Origin of the sequence: Pseudoalteromonas sp. SG45-1, from assembly GCF_014164135.1 — a bacterium.
In the GTDB taxonomy this organism is placed as follows: Bacteria; Pseudomonadota; Gammaproteobacteria; order Enterobacterales; family Alteromonadaceae; genus Pseudoalteromonas; species Pseudoalteromonas distincta.
On record NZ_JACJEP010000017.1, the window covers coordinates 15,291 to 31,708 of the forward strand.

Consider the following 16,418-nt stretch of genomic DNA (forward strand, 5'->3'; position numbering starts at 1 on the left):
AGGGCTTCGTAGTGCTTTAAAAACTTAAGCATTAAAAAAGCCCTCCGCACTTAACCGTTCGGAGGGCTTTTTAGTTTTAAGGGTAAAATTTGTAATTGGGTTGTCACTGAGGAATGAGGGTTTATTAATGACAGGCGCAGAACTAACAATCGACTTATTGGCCAAACACGGCGTAAATGAAGTATTTGGCTACCCAGGCGGAGCTATTATGCCAATTTACGATGCGCTGTATGGCGCGCCAGTCAAACACTACCTAACTCGCCATGAGCAAGGTGCAGGGTTTGCAGCTGTTGGTTATGCTCGCAGCACACGTAAATTAGGCGTATGTTTTGCAACATCGGGCCCAGGTGCAACTAATTTAATAACCGCTCTTGCTGATGCGATGATGGACTCAGTACCATTATTGGCGATCACCGGCCAAGTGCCTACTGCAGCGATTGGTTCAGATGCGTTTCAAGAAATAGATGTACTAGGTATGTCGCTTTCGTGTACTAAGCACAGCTACATGGTAGAACGAGCTGAAGACTTAGCAGAGATATTACAAGAAGCAATTCATTTAGCGCAAAGCGGCCGCTCAGGTCCTGTACTTGTCGATATCCCAAAAGATATTCAAATGGCTCAAGTCCCTTTTAAACCGTGGCTAGCAGCTGATGAATACTTACCAGAGTTAGATTTAAAGCAAGTTGCTATTGCTAATCAATTGTTGAGTGAGGCTAAACAGCCTGTAGCGTATGTAGGTGGTGGTGTACAAGCCGCTGATGCGCAAGACGAGCTAATGCAATTTTTAAATAAAACTCAGATGCCAGCTGTATCAACACTTAAAGCGCTGGGCAGTGTATTACCAGATTACGAACATTACTTAGGTATGTTGGGTATGCATGGTGGTCAAGCTGCTAATATCGCAGTGCAAGAATGTGATGTACTTGTATGTATAGGGGCACGCTTTGATGACCGCGTAACAGGCAACTTAGCTAAATTTGCAGCTAAAGCTAAAGTAATCCATTTAGATATAGATGCTGCTGAAGTTGGTAAGCGAAAACCTGCTAAGGCTTCATTAATTGCCGATTTAAAAACGTCGTTACCCGCACTTGAGTGCTTTGTAACACCTAAAGCTTGGTGTGACACAAATAAAGAAATGAATATTAAGCATGCGTGGCGTTACGACTACCCAGGTGAGAAGGTTTTTGCACCGTACTTATTAAACCAACTAAGCCAACGCATGCCAAAAACAGGGGTTGTGTGCTGCGATGTGGGTCAGCACCAAATGTGGGTAGCACAACACATGAAGTTTACTCATCCGAGTAATCATTTAAGCAGTGGTGGTGCAGGCACAATGGGCTTTGGTCTACCTGCGGCTATTGGTGCACAAGTAGCACGCCCTGATGACTTTGTTATTACTGTATCGGGCGATGGTTCTATAATGATGAATATTCAAGAGCTGGCCACTATTCGTCGTAACAATTTACCTGTAAAAATATTAATTTTAGATAACCAGCGTTTAGGGATGGTTCGCCAATGGCAAGAACTATTTTTTGAAGGGCGTTATTCTGAAACTAACCTGTCGGATAACCCAGACTTTGTGCAATTAGCTGCTGTATTTGGTATCCCAGGGCAAACAATTACTCACGCTAACCAAGTTGATGATGCGATAACTGCATTAGTTAACAGTAAAGGTCCGTACATAGTACATGCCTGTATTGATGATAAAGAAAATGTTTGGCCACTTGTACCACCTGGGGCTGCTAACGACGAAATGATGACGGAGAAAGCAAAATGAAACATAGCCTAACTATTGCATTAAAAAGCCAAAGTATAGCGGTAGAGCGCTTTTTACGAGTGGTGCGTCATCGTGGTTTTGACCTTACGCATTTTCAGCTCAATATGGACGATGGTTTTTATAATGTAGACATGACGGTAGATAGTGATAAACCAATTCACCTTTTAACCAGCCAGTTAAATAAGCTGGTGGATGTCAAAGAAGTCACTTTACAAAATTTACAGCAACAACAGGCTGTGTAATTACGAACTGAAAAACAATTTACGAGTAACTGAATCACTCGGTTACTCACCAATTTTAGAATGAGGAATGCCCGCTTATTTTGCGGCAAAAACTGAGGTAACTATGGCTAAATTAAGAAGTGCAACAACAACTGAAGGGCGTAAACGCGCAGGCGCTCGTGCATTATGGCGCGCAACAGGTATGACCGACACCGATTTTGGTAAGCCGATTATTGCCGTAGTTAACTCGTTTACACAATTTGTACCAGGGCATGTTCACCTTAATCAGTTAAGTGAACTTATGGCTGAAACCATTACACAAGCCGGTGGCGTCCCTAAAGAATTTAATACTATTGCGATTGATGATGGTATTGCAATGGGTCACGGCGGCATGCTTTATTCGCTGCCTTCACGCGACTTAATTGCTGACTCAGTTGAGTATATGGTAAATGGTCATTGTGCTGATGCGATGATTTGTATTTCAAACTGCGACAAAATTACTCCAGGAATGATGCTTGCAGCACTACGCTTAAATATTCCGGTAATATTTGTATCAGGCGGCCCAATGGAAGCAGGTAAAACTAAGCTTGCTAACATCGATATTAAACTTGATTTAGTAGATGCCATGGTTAAAGGCGCTGATGAATCGGTAAGTGATGCAGATTCAGAGCAAGTAGAGCGCTCTGCGTGTCCAACATGTGGCTCGTGTTCAGGCATGTTTACTGCAAACTCAATGAACTGTCTGCTAGAAGCGATTGGTTTAGCATTGCCAGGTAACGGTACGACGCTTGCGACTCATAAAGACCGCAAACAACTTTATGTTGAAGCGGGGGCTCGTATTGTTGATTTATGTCGTGAGTATTATCAAAAAGATAATCAAGATGTATTGCCACGTGCTATTGCTAACAAAACAGCCTTTATGAATGCAATGGTTGTTGATATTGCAATGGGTGGCTCGTCAAATACGGTATTGCATTTACTTGCTGCAGCGCAAGAAGCGGGCGTTGATTTTGATATGTCGCACATTGATGCGCTCTCTCGTAAAACACCATTTTTATGTAAAGTTGCACCAGCGACACCTGAATATCACATTGAAGATGTGCACCGCGCAGGCGGCATGATGGCAATCGTACGTGAACTTGGCAAAGCAGGCTTAGTTGATATGTCAGTTAATCATGTTGCAGGGTCAACTATGGCTGAGCTCGTTAAAAAATGGGATGCAACAGATCCTACTAACGAAGCAGCGCGCAAATTTTACCGTGCTGGCCCTGCGGGCATTCGTACCACCAAAGCAATGAGCCAAGAGTGTCGTTGGGACGAGGGCGATAATGACCGTGTTAATGGGTGTATTCGAAGTGTCGAACATGCTTTTCGTCAAGATGGTGGCTTAGCTGTACTTTCGGGGAATTTAGCAGTTGATGGCTGTATTGTTAAAAGCGCTGGCGTTGTTGATGAAATGCTACATTTTGAAGGTACTGCAGTCGTGTACGAATCACAAGATGATTCTGTAGAAGGTATTTTAAACGATGAAGTAAAAGCCGGCGATATCGTGGTTATTCGTTACGAAGGCCCTAGAGGCGGCCCAGGTATGCAAGAAATGCTATACCCAACTAGCTACTTGAAATCAAAAGGCCTAGCTGAAAAGTGTGCACTTATTACTGATGGTCGCTTTTCGGGTGGTACTTCGGGTTTATCAATTGGTCATGTATCACCAGAGGCGGCAAGTGGTGGTGCAATTGCTTATGTTGAAAATGGCGACAAAATCATTATTGATATCGCAACCCGTGAAATTACGTTAGCGTTAAGTGATGAAGAGCTTGAAGCACGTAAACAAAAACAATTAGCACGCGGAAAACTGGCGTACAAACCAGTTGATCGTGAGCGCTATGTATCGTCTGCTTTAAAGGCTTATGCATTACTTGCAACAAGTGCTGATAAAGGCGCAGTGCGTGACTTAGCTAAATTGGAGGCGCTTAGTTAATTATGGTCTCTCAAGAGCTCGATTATTTTCGCGCTATTATTCAAGCAAACATGGAGCCTTTGGCTAAAGTTACCGAGGTCAGCGAAATGGCTGAGCTCGGTGCTAAATTAGGTAACCATGTTTGGTTAAAGCGTGAAGACCAACAGCCCGTGTATTCATTTAAATTACGCGGTGCGTATAACAAATTAAATAAATTACCTAAAGGCTCAGTGGTTATCACTGCTTCAGCGGGTAATCACGCTCAAGGGGTTGCACTAAGTGCTTCTCACTTAGGGCATCAAGCTACAATTGTAATGCCAGTAACAACGCCTGAAATAAAAGTCAGTGCGGTACGTGCGCTTGGTGGTGAAGTTGTGCTACATGGACATCATTTTGATGCCGCAAAAGCACATGCGCTTGAGCTTACAGAGCAACGAAACGGTATATTTGTTCCACCATTTGATGACCCAGACGTCATTGTTGGTCAAGGTACTGTAGCACGTGAGCTTATGCAGCAATTAAACGAGCTCGATGCGGTGTTTATTCCTGTTGGCGGCGGCGGTTTACTTGCTGGGATGGCGGTTTATATTAAATCGCTGCGTCCAGATATAAAAGTAATTGGTGTAGAAGCCGACGAAAGTGCATGTTTACAAGCGGCACTTAAAGCAGGCAAACCGGTAGAGCTTGAACGCGTTGGTAGTTTTGCTGATGGCGTAGCGGTTAAAATTATTGGCACTGAAACATTTCGCTTAGCGCAAAAGTTTTGTGATGAAGTTATAACCGTCACCAGCGACGAAATATGTGCTGCCATGCAGGATATTTTTGTATCTACCCGTGCAATAGCAGAGCCTTCAGGTGCACTTGCAACGGCAGGGCTTAAAAAGTGGAGCCAGCAGTCGGGTTTAAAAGGGTTACATTTAGCGGCTGTTTTATCCGGTGCTAATTTAAACTTTGATCGCCTGCGTTATGTTGCAGAGCGCACTGCGCTGGGTGAAAAAAACGAAGCGTTATTAGCGGTTACTATTAAAGAAGAAAAAGGCAGCTTTAAACAGTTTTGTGCTTCTTTAGGTGGCCGTGCTATTACTGAGTTTAACTACCGTTATGCAGGACCTGGTGAAGCACAAATATTTGTAGGTATTGCCCTGCGCCAAGGCGAGCAAGAGCTTAATGAGCTAAAGCAAGACTTAACAAATAATGACTACCAATTTTGCGATCTGTCGGATAACGAACTCGCTAAATTACATGTGCGCTACATGGTTGGCGGAAAAGCACCCGAGCAATTACATGAGCGCTTACTTCGCTTTGAATTTCCAGAGTATCCAGGTGCGCTTGCACGCTTTTTAGATACTTTAGGTAGTAATTGGAACATTACCTTATTTCATTATCGTAATCACGGTGGTTCGATGGGGAATGTACTGGCAGGTTTTGCTATTGAGCCGAGTCAGTATGAGATGTTTAACGAGCACTTAAATCGTTTAGGTTACAGTGTACAAGATGAAACACAAAATCCGTGCTTTAGCCAATTCTTAACATCAAAGCCCCAAGCAGAAAAAGCCGAAAAACTCGCCTCAGTATAATCCTACTTTATAGGCAGGCACCTAACTAGGGTGCTTGCTTTATTACACGTTTTACATATAGTTACAGGTAATCGTCATACTTTTTGAGGACACCTAGTTGCTATTTAAAGGATTAATCATTGGATTGTGCTTTTTTTGTAGCCATATCGCGGCGCAAGAATCAGTCACATTACAGCTAAAATGGACACATCAGTTTCAGTTTGCTGGCTACTATATGGCAAAGCAAAAAGGCTTTTATAATGAAGCGGGCCTTGATGTAACCATTAAACAAGCTAATCCAATGAAACCTGATACCTTTGCTCCTGTCGCCAGTGGCGAAGCACAATTTGGAGTAGGGCACTCTGGTATTTTACAGCAACGTATTAATGGCCAACCTCTTGTTGCTATGGCTGCCTTATTGCAATTTTCACCTTACTGCTGGATGGTTAAAGACACGTCTGATATTTTTCATCCACGTGACTTTGTTAATAAACGTATCACTGCGGTAAGCAAAAATGATGGCACCGAACTACTTATTATGCTTAAACGCAGTGGCGTTGATGTTGATAAACTCAAAGTTTACGATGGCGAAAATCCAGGCCAGGCTTGGATTGAAAACAAGCTAGATGCTATGCAAGTATATGTTACTACAGAGCCTTATTATATGACTCAACAAGGCGTAGCTCATCGACTTGTTTGCCCACAGCGTTATGGTATGGACGTATATAGCGACATTTTATTTACCAGCGAAAACATGCTTAAGAAAAATCCTCAAACGGTCGAAAAATTCTACCAAGCGAGCCTAAAAGGGTGGCGTTATGCAATGATGAACATGGATGAAGCCATTGCAGTCACCCAGCAAAACTATGCACCGGGTAAAAGCTTTTATCAGCTCGCTTTTGAGGCTGAAGTACTAAAAAGTTATATAACCCCACCCACCACCAGTTTAGGACATATGTCGATAGCAAAGTGGCGCTTAATTGCGGACTTATATGGCATACCGCAAAACGAATTTGACGAAGTAAAATCTCACTTTATTTATAAATATCAAGAGCCTGAAAAGATGCAGTTATCGTGGATGCTCATGGCAGCTATTTTGGTAAGTATTATTTCAATACCTTTGTATTTACGGCTGATTTTTAGTAAAAATTAACTGCTTAGGTAATTCACGAAACTGATATAATTAATTGTCTTTTTTATTTTTTAAGCTGTTATGACTTTAGCTGAGCAATTTTTAGCACTTGATTCACTTTTAATGCATCATCGTCAGTATTGGCAGTGCACTGCATTTGATTTTGACACTATACCTTGGCCAGAGCTACAAGGCATACTTAGCGAACTAACTGATGATCAGGTAAGCGTTCTTGATAACGATCAAAACCAGCTATACCAATTTTTTAGCCAGCACATAAACCAACTTGATGAACTTGCAAAGTTATGCGAGTTACCTAGCACAGCCCACTCTCGAGCTGATTATCCATTTTGGATAAGTAACGGCATTAAAGGTCGTAAGTTTGCACAGTTACAAGATTTTGTATCTGCACTACCTAATACCAAACAACCTGTTTTAGAGTGGTGCGCGGGTAAAGGACACTTAGGTCGAATGCTTGCGTTTAATGGCGCAAGTAATGTACATAGTATTGAACTGCAACAAAGCTTATGCGAGCAAGGACAAAAAAGTGCACAGCAACAAGGCTTAGCAATGCACTTTAGCCAAGCAGATGTATTAAAAGACGATATCACTCAATTTTTTAATACAGACATGCATGCTGTAGCACTTCACGCATGCGGTGGCTTACACCAAGCATTTATGCGCCAAGCAAGTTTAGCGAAAGTACAGCAAATTAGCTTTTCACCTTGTTGCTACCATTTATTCACGGCTAATGAGTACCGTGCAATGAGTGAGGATGCAAATAAAAGTGAGCTTAATCTAACGCATCGTGATTTAAAGCTCGCATTACAAGAAACTGTCACAGCGCCTTCTCGTTTGGAAAAAGTACGTAAAACAGAACTTGAGTGGCGACTTGGTTTTGATGCACTAAGAAAGTCGATCACTGGCGAGCAATATTACGTAAGCGTACCTTCGGTCAACAAAGCTATATTCTCAGATTCGTTTAAATCGTTTTGTGCATGGGCTGCAGATAAAAAGGCATTAAAATTACCTCAAGACACTGATTATATTAAGTATTTAGAGGTTGGGGTAGCTCGAAAAAAAATAACTGACCGAGTTGAACTGGTTCGACATGTGTTCAGAAGGGCAATTGAAGTTTGGCTTGTGCTCGATCGTGCTTTATATTTGCAACAGCAAGGTTATCAAGTAAGCGTTAAAACGTTTTGTGAAAAGCAGTTAACGCCTCGTAATATTTTGATTCTTGCTAATGTCCATTAAATTTCCGTCCTCGACTTAATAAGAGATGCAATGAGAAAGTTAAAAAATTTATTCGATAACAACAAACGTTGGGCTGCTCGTACAAGTGAAGCAGACCCTGAGTTTTTTAAAATTTTATCTATGCAACAAAATCCAGAGTATTTATGGATTGGTTGTTCAGACTCTCGTGTACCTGCAAATCAAATAGTTGATTTATTACCAGGCGAATTATTTGTACATCGTAACGTTGCTAACGTGGTTGTACACACTGACCATAACTGCTTATCGGTTATGCAGTACGCTGTAGAGGTTTTAAAAGTAAAACATATAATGGTAGTAGGTCACTATGGTTGTGGTGGCGTACAAGCCGTTTTAAACAATGCTAAATTTGGCTTTATTGATAATTGGCTACGCCATGTAGGAGATGTAAAAGAAAAGCATCTTGAACAACTCGACGCAATGCCAGAAAGCGAACGCTTAAGCCGCCTTATTGAGCTAAATGTAATTGAGCAAGTACGTAATGTGTGTCGTACTAACATTGTGCAAGATGCCTGGGAGCGAGGCCAAGAACTAAGCGTTCATGGTTGGGTTTATGGTTTAGAAAACGGCCATCTTCATGATTTAGAATCTGTAGTAACGTGCGCGAGTGAAGAAACGCAAAGCTACAAAAAAGCAGTGCAACACGTATTTAAAAAAGTGGGTGAAAATAAATAAATCCATGACTAAAACGGCGGTGTTAATAGGTGCTACAGGCTTGGTCGGTAATGAGTTGCTCCATAAGTTACTTAATAGCGACCGTTATACAAAAGTAGTTACGTTAAGCCGTCGAGCTCTGCCTGTCACACATGCAAAGCTAGTTAATCACGTTATTGATTTTGAAAAATTAACTCAATATGTTGAGCTTTTTAAAGGTGATGTATTGTTTTCGTGTTTGGGCACAACCCGTAAACGAGCGGGCTCGATATACGCTCAGCGTAAAGTTGATTTTGATTATCAGTTTATAGCGGCGCAGTTAGCGGCATGTAATGGCGTTACGCATTATTGCTTAGTGTCATCAAGCGGGGCGAATACGCACAGTAATAGTGCTTATTTGAAAATGAAGGGAGAGCTTGAGCAACATATTAAAGCACTCCCTTTTGATAAAATAAGTATTTTACAACCATCTTTATTATTAGGCGATCGTGAGCAATTTAGAGTGGCAGAAAAGATAGGCAGTATTATTTTTCCTGTTATTACACGATTTGCGTTTTTAAAGCGTTACAAACCAATAACTGGCGAGCAAGTTGCGCAAAAAATGCTGAGTGTGAGTTTAGCTCAGCAGGCTAAGTTGTCTTATTATGTACTTGATGAGCTATTTGAATAAACTTGGTAAAATGCAAAAGGCAGCCTAAGCTGCCTTTTTTGTACATTAAAATTAATACCAATCTTATTAAAAAAATGATCATCTTAGTGTATTAAATAACTCACTAACTACGTTAAAAATTATTTATATAGCACAACTACGTACCATAATTTTAGCCTTGTTATTGAGCTATTTTCTTATCGCTATAATAGAACACTAATTTAATGCAATTGGTATAATTATTCAGCGTCAGTTTTAGCGCTAAGTTGTTGCTCAAGCAATGAAACTTTAGCTTCAAGTTCGGTTAACTTTTCGCGAGTACGAATAAGTACTTGGCTTTGCACATCAAATTCTTCACGGCTCACAAAGTCCATCTCAGCAAGCTTGTTTTGTAGAACTTGCTTTGTTTTACCTTCGAGTGTGTCTGCTAGGTTTTTTACACCTTGCGGCATATTGCTAGTAATTTGCTTAGCAATTTCTTCAAGTTTTGCTGGGTTGATCATATTTGTCCCTTCGGCATTGCCTAAATGATAATAACTAATATTACCTTATACCCACGGCATTTAACACATGATCATCTTTACCTTAATTAATTAAGGCAATTGCTATGCTCGCTGTAATGGTTACGTTAAAATTGCGCGTCTTTTAAATTTCTTTGGTCGTTATGAAACTCAATCCTAAACAAGATGAAGCCGTAAAATATATTAGTGGTCCCTGCTTAGTACTCGCGGGCGCAGGCTCTGGTAAAACCCGTGTTATTACGAATAAAATCGCTTATTTAGTGAAAAAATGTGAGTACAAAGCGCGAAATATAGCCGCTGTTACTTTTACCAATAAAGCAGCCAAAGAAATGCGTGAGCGAGTACTGCAAACGCTCGGTAAGCAAGACGCTAAAGGTTTATGGGTATCAACGTTTCATACACTCGGTTTAGAAATAATAAAAAAAGAGTTGAGTACATTAGGGTTTAAGCCCGGCTTTTCGTTATTTGATGATCAAGATACCAATCAGCTTCTTAGTGAACTCACCGAAGATGAGCTAAAAAAAGACAAGGACTTACTCAAACTACTTAAAATGGAAATTGGTAGTTGGAAAAACGAATTAGTACTGCCAGAGCAAGCAATACGCGAAGCGCGTGATGCGCAAAAGGCATTGTTTGCACAGTTGTATGCTCGATATCAAAACCAGCTACGTGCTTATAATGCACTGGATTTTGATGATTTAATTATGATCCCTACTTTGTTACTTACTAATAACGCCACATCTCGTGAGCGCTGGCAGCAACGCTTTAAATACTTGCTGGTGGATGAGTATCAAGATACCAATACAAGCCAATATCAACTTGTTAAATTGCTAGTAGGCGAGCGTGCCCGTTTTACTGTGGTAGGTGATGACGATCAATCAATTTACTCATGGCGTGGTGCTCGCCCGCAAAACTTAGTGTTATTAGGTAAAGACTACCCAGGGCTTAGACTTATAAAGCTTGAACAAAACTATCGAAGTGCAGGGCGAATACTAAAAGCGGCTAACATTTTAATTGCCAATAACCCACATGACATAGAGAAAAAGTTATTTAGTGAACTAGGTTACGGTGAGCCGATCAAAGTAATAGGGTGCCGCGATGAAGAGCATGAATCTGAGCGTGTGGTTGCTGAAATAATTTCACATAAGTTTATGAAGCGAACCAGCTATAAAGATTACGCGATTTTATATCGTGGTAATCATCAAGCACGTGGCTTTGAAAAATCACTAATGAGTAACCGTATCCCTTATAAAATTAGTGGCGGTATGTCGTTTTTCGCTCGCTCAGAAATTAAAGATATTATGGCGTATTTACGTTTGCTAGTTAATCAAGATGATGACAATGCATTTTTACGTATCGTAAATACACCGCGACGCGAAATAGGCACGGTTACCCTTGAAAAGCTTGGTACGCTTGCTAATGAAAAGCACGCGAGCTTGTTTGCTACCTGTTTTGATAACGATTTAGGCTACAGACTAAAAGGGCGTGGCTTTAATGCGCTTGCTGGATTTGCACGCTGGGTTGTTGAGCTATCTGATAACGCAGTACGCGGTGATACGCTCGAAGCTGTTAAAGACTTAGTGCGTAATATTAATTACGAGGCATATTTGTACGAGTCGTCACCGAGTGCAAAAGCGGCTGAAATGCGTATGAAAAACGTATCAGAGCTGTATCGTTGGATAACAGATATGTTGACCGGTGATGCCGACAACGAACCAATGACATTAGCCGAGGTTGTTAGCAAGCTAACCCTTCGCGATATGCTTGAGCGTAACGAAGAAGAAGATGAAACCGATGCAGTGCACTTATCAACACTACATGCATCAAAGGGCTTAGAGTACCCGTACGTATTTATGGTGGGTATGGAAGAGGGTTTACTTCCGCATCAGGTAAGTATTGATGAGGACAACGTAGATGAAGAACGTCGCTTAGCTTATGTTGGTATTACTCGTGCTCAGCAGGAGTTAACACTTACTTATGCAAAGATACGTCGTCAATTTGGTGAAACCTCACAAACTGAATTAAGCCGATTTGTACAAGAGTTACCGCAGGACGATCTTGCGTTCGAAAACAAAAAAGCGCCAAATACCCAAGCAGAGCGCATGGAAAAAGGCCAAGCAAGAGTCGCTAACTTACGAGCGATGTTTAAAAAGCCTGAGTAATACCTCAGGCTAACTTTATAAAGACTGGGTTGCTTGCACTTCAGGTAACTCAGAGCATACTAAAGCGTGTTGTTTACCTACAAAAAATGCCAAACCGTGTTTATCTAATAAAGCTCTGAAATTAAGTATTGATGGGCCTTTAGCAATGACCTTCATTGCTTTGAGCTTTGTAATTGCAAGCACGCCCTGTAGCTGAAAATCGTAACTTTCTTGTTGTAAAACACGTTTACTAAAGGTCGAGCTAAGTAGTAAATAATCAAAATTAATATCGGTTAGTAAATTAAGTTCGCACCTGTCTTTAGCAAAATTGTTTAAACCAATTGAATAACCAAGTTGTGATAGCGTTTTGAGGTTTTTTATTTGCGTTGCACATGCGTGGCGAATTTCTTGCTCATCAAATAATAAACAGAGTTGGCTTTGTCCTTGTTGTTTATTTAGCGTATCTGTAAATAAAACAAATTCGTGTTCCTCAAGTAGCAAACCAGAGCAAGGAACCAATGCCATAGCTACATTTGCAGTAATTGCTTGTGCATAGGCGCGTTGTAATAGTTGTAACTCTACTTGCAGATGCTGCTCTTTATCTGATGCAAACTTTTTCAAAATATCAAAGCTAGTAAAGCCAAGTATTGGGTGTTCACCAAATGCTTCAAATAAAGATTCAGACTGTTGTTGCTCATCAAGCGTAATTATTTCTGAGCTTCTAAAACTCATAGGTAATATATCAAGGTGATGTTGTGCTTTTAGAGTCTGCGCAGGTATTGATTGCGTTAATAGCGGATGAAATAACTCGTAACGATTTTTTCCTGAGTTTTTGGCGTGATACATGGCGGCATCGGCATCACGAATAATTTCATCTGTATGCGTATAGCTTTTCTTTGAGTAGGTTATCCCTATACTTGCGCCACTTTGTAAAGACTCACCTTTGAGATAAAAGGGTTTTTTCATTAAATCTATAATACGATTTGCAACATCTTCTGCTTGTTGAGGCTCAGTTAAATGGGTTAATAAAATAACAAATTCATCCCCGCCTAAACGTGCTAGTAAATCATGCTCGCGTATACATTGGGCAAATAACTCACTTACGTTAATTAAAAATTGATCGCCTGCATGGTGGCCAAGCTGATCGTTAATATCTTTAAATTTATCTAAATCGATAAACAAAACAGCAAAGTGGTGCTCAGGAAAACGTTGATAATGTTGTAGCGTTTTTTCGAGCTGAGTTAAAAATAGACTACGATTAGGCAAGCTCGTAAGTGAATCGTGATGTGCATCATGATAAAGCTGCTGCTCTATTTTTTTTCGCTCATCTATTTGCATTTGTAAGTGCAGATTAGTTTGACGCAATTCTTTGGTTTTTTCGTTTACTCTAAATTCGAGTTCTTGATGGCTTTTTGCAATTGCTTGATTGACGAGCTTTGTTTGTAAAACAGCTGCAATTTGATGCGATACAAAGGTAATTAACTCGCAATCATCTCGGCTGAAAATATGTTTGTTATCGTAGGCTTGGCAAACAATAAGGCCGATAACACCTTGAGCTGTTTTAAGTGGAGCGCCTAACCAGCTAGTGGCCATTTGCTCTTTTGGTACAGGTGCTGAACGTTGTACCACACCGCTTACTATTAATTCTTTTGCTCTACATGGGTGTATTAGTTGTGTTTCTTCGGTGCTTATTACCAGTTCGCTATAACCTTTAGCAAAGCGTCTTGGCTGTGTATTTTCTTTAAATTCATCTACGCAATAAGGAAAACTAATCCACCCTGTTTCTTTATCATAAAGCGCAATATATAAGTTTTCTGCGTAGGTAATTGTTTTTATTATTTCGTGTATCTTAAAATAAGCGTCATCAAGGTTTTTAGCTTGTGTTGCTATCTCAGATATTTTAAATAGAATTTGTTGGCGTTGAAGTGCGCGTTTACGCTGCTCTATTTCAAGGTTTAGTGCATCGTTACTTTGAGTGAGTGCGCGGGTGCGAATTTTAACTTCTGACTCAAGAAGCTCTCGTTTTTTTACACGCTCTATTGCTGTTGCCAAATAAAGCGACATAAACTCAAGTAGTTGTATTTGCTGTGAGCTATAGCCTTGTTTTGTATCGTAACTTTGCGCTGCTAAAACACCGATAATATTATGTTCTTGGTAAACAGGTACGCCTACCCAATGTTCGGCAGGAGTGCCTAATGCTTTAAATAAACCTTCTGCTGCAGCATCTTGCATTTGCTGCTTGGTAAAACATGTGGTTTTACCCTGTTTAAATACATAACCCGTGGCGCCTTCATCAAAGCTATTTGATTGGTTAAGGGCGACGGCAATACCATCTTTTTCATCTGAAAAGTAAGAAAGCTCTAGTGATTGGCTGTATTGATTTAGCAGCACCACATAAAAACTTTTACTAGGTACGTACTTTTGTAAAATGTCATGGATGGCGGGGTATAGCAGGGTTAGCTCGGCCACAGTACTTGCCTGCTCTGATAATTGGATCAGGGCATTTTGTAAGTGATGTGATTGTTTGTATTTTTCGAGAAGCGCTCTAAGGCGTTTATTTTGATACGCCAATTTACTCGATACTGATAGTTTATCTTCCAATGATCTAACCGGCTATTTTTATTGTATAGTTATTAGCCTTATACTTTCACTTTTAGTGCTTATCGTCAAGTTGATATTCCTACTAAAGCAGTAGCTAGACACACTATTTTAGGCATTAAAAAAGGCTTACAGAAGTAAACCTTTTTTGTATATTTCAATCGAGCTTATTTAGATGTCATAAAGTCGATAGCAGCGCTAATCTCATCATCAGAACAATCCATACACGTGCCTTTTGGAGGCATAGCATTAAAGCCATTTAGTGCATGCTCAAGTAAAGTGTCTTTACCTTTAGCAATACGTGGAGCCCAATCGTCAGCCGATTTAGGCGCGCCTAGTGCACCAGTGCCGTGACATGCAAAACATGCACCTTGATATACTTGCTCACCAGAGCGAGGACCGGTAGGCGCCGCTGCAACTGCAGCTTTATCGCCTTCAAGGTATACAGCACCAACCGGCGCGAGACGTGCTTTAATTGCATCTTCAGTCATAGAGTTATCATATGGCTGTGCGTATGCAGTGGTTGCTAGCAATAATAATGCTGCAGCTGTTAATTTTTTCATTTTGCCTTGCTCACTTCGATTTGAACGTGATCAATCACGATTAAAGATGACGGAAATTAAACCGATTATAACTCTCTGGGCCAATTTATAAAATGCTAAGAGCCGTTTTTATTAATAAAACTGACTACTTTTTGCGTTAACGCAATAAAATTTAATTATTTACTGTTTTTTGTTAAGCAATTTAATAAGCGTAATCAGTCATACAATTAACTTTTTAGATCCTAAGATCAAAATCAATTTATTGATAATACGCTACTAACTAGTTTTGCGATCCCTGCGTCGGCTTCAAGAATCGATTCTACCAACATGTAAGCAGGGGTGGTAACTAACTTATTTGGTTCATCGATAACTACACCGTCAACCGCACAATCTATATGTTTAGCGCCTAATGTGCTTAGCGCTTGTGCTGTCTCTACATCGTTACCAATAGTAAGTGCGGCGTTATCGTAAATAAATGGGATCAATGCGGGTGCAATACACATATAACCTGCAGGCTTATTTGCTTTTGCAAATGATTTACAAGCATTAAGGACGTCCTGATTGATATTTGCTTTTGCGCCTTTAATTGCAAAATCGCATAAGTTTTTTGCAGCACCGAAACCGCCAGGTACAATTAATGCGTCAAACTGAGTCACGTCTAGTTCAATCAGCGATTTAATGTCACCTCGTGCAATGCGAGCAGCTTCTGTTAATACATTGCGTTTATCAGGCATTACTTCACCTGTTAAATGGTTAATGGTATGAAGTTGTTCAATATCTGGTGCAAAACACTGATACGTTGCGCCATTTTTGGCTATATGTAATAAAGTTAAAATTGCTTCATTAATTTCACTACCATCGTACACACCAGACCCTGCTAATATTACTGCTACGTTTTTCATGCTTTTGTCCCCTAAAGTCTTTTTTATAAGTCGATCGGATGAAGTTTAACATGCTCAAAATTTCTCGCGAAAATAAATTTTTAGTACAAAAATCATTCGCAGTGCAAGTCGTTTTGCGGTTTATGCCATTTGCGATCACTTTGCCTTTAAAAAAATTATAAAGGATCGCTATGATCTTCGATCCATTGTGCTAGAATACTCCTCCGGTTATTTAAATGGACGCGAATAATCAAAGTGAATAACAACAGAAGCAGTCGTTAGAAAACCTTTTTCCACATTGGTTTAAAATAATAAAAAAAGAACCTCGTATTATCTTTTTTAAATTAAAACATACAGTTAAAGTATTTTCTAGGCATTTTATAATGCTTTGGAAGAATAGCTCGTGGCTGTTATCTACACACTTATCCACAGCTTGCTCTAGTTTTAATAACACGATAAACAGTAATTCACAGTCGTTTTATTTACTACCTTATGGCATGCTTATAATTAC

At 40.2% G+C, this 16,418-nt stretch carries 13 protein-coding genes; 9 read left to right on the forward strand and 4 right to left on the reverse strand.

All coding sequences use genetic code 11. The features are described 5' to 3' along the window. Positions 1-127: 127 nt before the first annotated feature. From ilvG to H5117_RS14220, 8 genes are all read left to right on the forward strand, one after another. Positions 128-1,777, forward strand: a complete 1,650-nt coding sequence (gene ilvG, locus H5117_RS14185) for an acetolactate synthase 2 catalytic subunit (protein ID WP_182738433.1) — start codon at positions 128-130, stop codon at positions 1,775-1,777. Further along, positions 1,774-2,019, forward strand: coding sequence for an acetolactate synthase 2 small subunit (ilvM, locus tag H5117_RS14190; RefSeq protein ID WP_002959893.1), 246 nt, complete (start codon positions 1,774-1,776; stop codon positions 2,017-2,019). The genes ilvG and ilvM overlap by 4 nt, the downstream gene beginning before the upstream one ends. A 103-nt stretch (positions 2,020-2,122) precedes the next feature. Beyond that, positions 2,123-3,979: a dihydroxy-acid dehydratase gene (ilvD, locus tag H5117_RS14195; protein ID WP_024596945.1), complete on the forward strand. Its 1,857-nt coding sequence runs from the start codon at positions 2,123-2,125 to the stop codon at positions 3,977-3,979. 2 nt (positions 3,980-3,981) lie between these two features. Next, positions 3,982-5,535, forward strand: coding sequence for a threonine ammonia-lyase, biosynthetic (gene ilvA, locus H5117_RS14200; RefSeq protein WP_039485942.1), 1,554 nt, complete (start codon positions 3,982-3,984; stop codon positions 5,533-5,535). Positions 5,536-5,632: 97 nt separating this feature from the next. Beyond that, positions 5,633-6,667: an ABC transporter substrate-binding protein gene (locus H5117_RS14205; RefSeq protein WP_182696389.1), complete on the forward strand. Its 1,035-nt coding sequence runs from the start codon at positions 5,633-5,635 to the stop codon at positions 6,665-6,667. 60 nt (positions 6,668-6,727) lie between these two features. Further along, a complete protein-coding gene (locus H5117_RS14210) occupies positions 6,728-7,903 on the forward strand; it encodes a methyltransferase (RefSeq protein ID WP_182738435.1) in 1,176 nt (391 codons plus the stop codon). A 30-nt stretch (positions 7,904-7,933) separates the two neighbouring features. Further along, positions 7,934-8,596, forward strand: coding sequence for a carbonate dehydratase (can, locus tag H5117_RS14215; RefSeq protein WP_002959903.1), 663 nt, complete (start codon positions 7,934-7,936; stop codon positions 8,594-8,596). Positions 8,597-8,600: 4 nt separating this feature from the next. Next, the gene (locus H5117_RS14220; RefSeq protein WP_182716521.1) at positions 8,601-9,245 is read left to right on the forward strand and encodes an NAD(P)H-binding protein; all 645 of its coding nucleotides are present in this window, start codon (positions 8,601-8,603) and stop codon (positions 9,243-9,245) included. A gap of 218 nt (positions 9,246-9,463) precedes the next feature. Here the strand turns inward: H5117_RS14220 and H5117_RS14225 are convergent, their stop codons facing one another. Further along, a complete protein-coding gene (locus H5117_RS14225; protein WP_002959905.1) occupies positions 9,464-9,727 on the reverse strand; it encodes a ubiquinone biosynthesis accessory factor UbiK in 264 nt (87 codons plus the stop codon). Between the two features lie 161 nt (positions 9,728-9,888). Between H5117_RS14225 and rep the strand changes: the two genes are divergently transcribed. Beyond that, positions 9,889-11,907: a DNA helicase Rep gene (gene rep / locus H5117_RS14230; RefSeq protein WP_024605304.1), complete on the forward strand. Its 2,019-nt coding sequence runs from the start codon at positions 9,889-9,891 to the stop codon at positions 11,905-11,907. A gap of 15 nt (positions 11,908-11,922) precedes the next feature. Here rep and H5117_RS14235 read toward each other — a convergent pair whose 3' ends face one another. The 3 genes from H5117_RS14235 to elbB all read right to left on the reverse strand — a co-directional run bounded on the left by H5117_RS14235 (position 11,923) and on the right by elbB (position 15,928). Further along, the gene (locus H5117_RS14235; RefSeq protein WP_182696385.1) at positions 11,923-14,487 is read right to left on the reverse strand and encodes a diguanylate cyclase domain-containing protein; all 2,565 of its coding nucleotides are present in this window, start codon (positions 14,485-14,487) and stop codon (positions 11,923-11,925) included. A 164-nt stretch (positions 14,488-14,651) separates the two neighbouring features. After that, entirely contained in the window at positions 14,652-15,047 is a 396-nt protein-coding gene (locus H5117_RS14240) for a cytochrome c5 family protein (protein WP_002959908.1), read from the reverse strand. Between the two features lie 233 nt (positions 15,048-15,280). Then, positions 15,281-15,928, reverse strand: a complete 648-nt coding sequence (gene elbB / locus H5117_RS14245; RefSeq protein WP_182738437.1) for an isoprenoid biosynthesis glyoxalase ElbB — start codon at positions 15,926-15,928, stop codon at positions 15,281-15,283. Positions 15,929-16,418: the final 490 nt, after the last annotated feature.

Excerpts from the sequence above, each read along its gene's own strand:
- can (WP_002959903.1), top strand. The coding sequence starts at position 7,934 with ATGAGAAAGTTAAAAAATTTATTCGATAACAACAAACGTTGGGCTGCT.
- elbB (WP_182738437.1), bottom strand. The coding sequence starts at position 15,928 with ATGAAAAACGTAGCAGTAATATTAGCAGGGTCTGGTGTGTACGATGGT.
- ilvA (WP_039485942.1), top strand. The coding sequence starts at position 3,982 with ATGGTCTCTCAAGAGCTCGATTATTTTCGCGCTATTATTCAAGCAAAC.
- H5117_RS14225 (WP_002959905.1), bottom strand. The coding sequence starts at position 9,727 with ATGATCAACCCAGCAAAACTTGAAGAAATTGCTAAGCAAATTACTAGC.
- ilvD (WP_024596945.1), top strand. The coding sequence starts at position 2,123 with ATGGCTAAATTAAGAAGTGCAACAACAACTGAAGGGCGTAAACGCGCA.
- H5117_RS14220 (WP_182716521.1), top strand. The coding sequence starts at position 8,601 with ATGACTAAAACGGCGGTGTTAATAGGTGCTACAGGCTTGGTCGGTAAT.
- H5117_RS14240 (WP_002959908.1), bottom strand. The coding sequence starts at position 15,047 with ATGAAAAAATTAACAGCTGCAGCATTATTATTGCTAGCAACCACTGCA.
- ilvG (WP_182738433.1), top strand. The coding sequence starts at position 128 with ATGACAGGCGCAGAACTAACAATCGACTTATTGGCCAAACACGGCGTA.
- ilvM (WP_002959893.1), top strand. The coding sequence starts at position 1,774 with ATGAAACATAGCCTAACTATTGCATTAAAAAGCCAAAGTATAGCGGTA.
- H5117_RS14210 (WP_182738435.1), top strand. The coding sequence starts at position 6,728 with ATGACTTTAGCTGAGCAATTTTTAGCACTTGATTCACTTTTAATGCAT.
- rep (WP_024605304.1), top strand. The coding sequence starts at position 9,889 with ATGAAACTCAATCCTAAACAAGATGAAGCCGTAAAATATATTAGTGGT.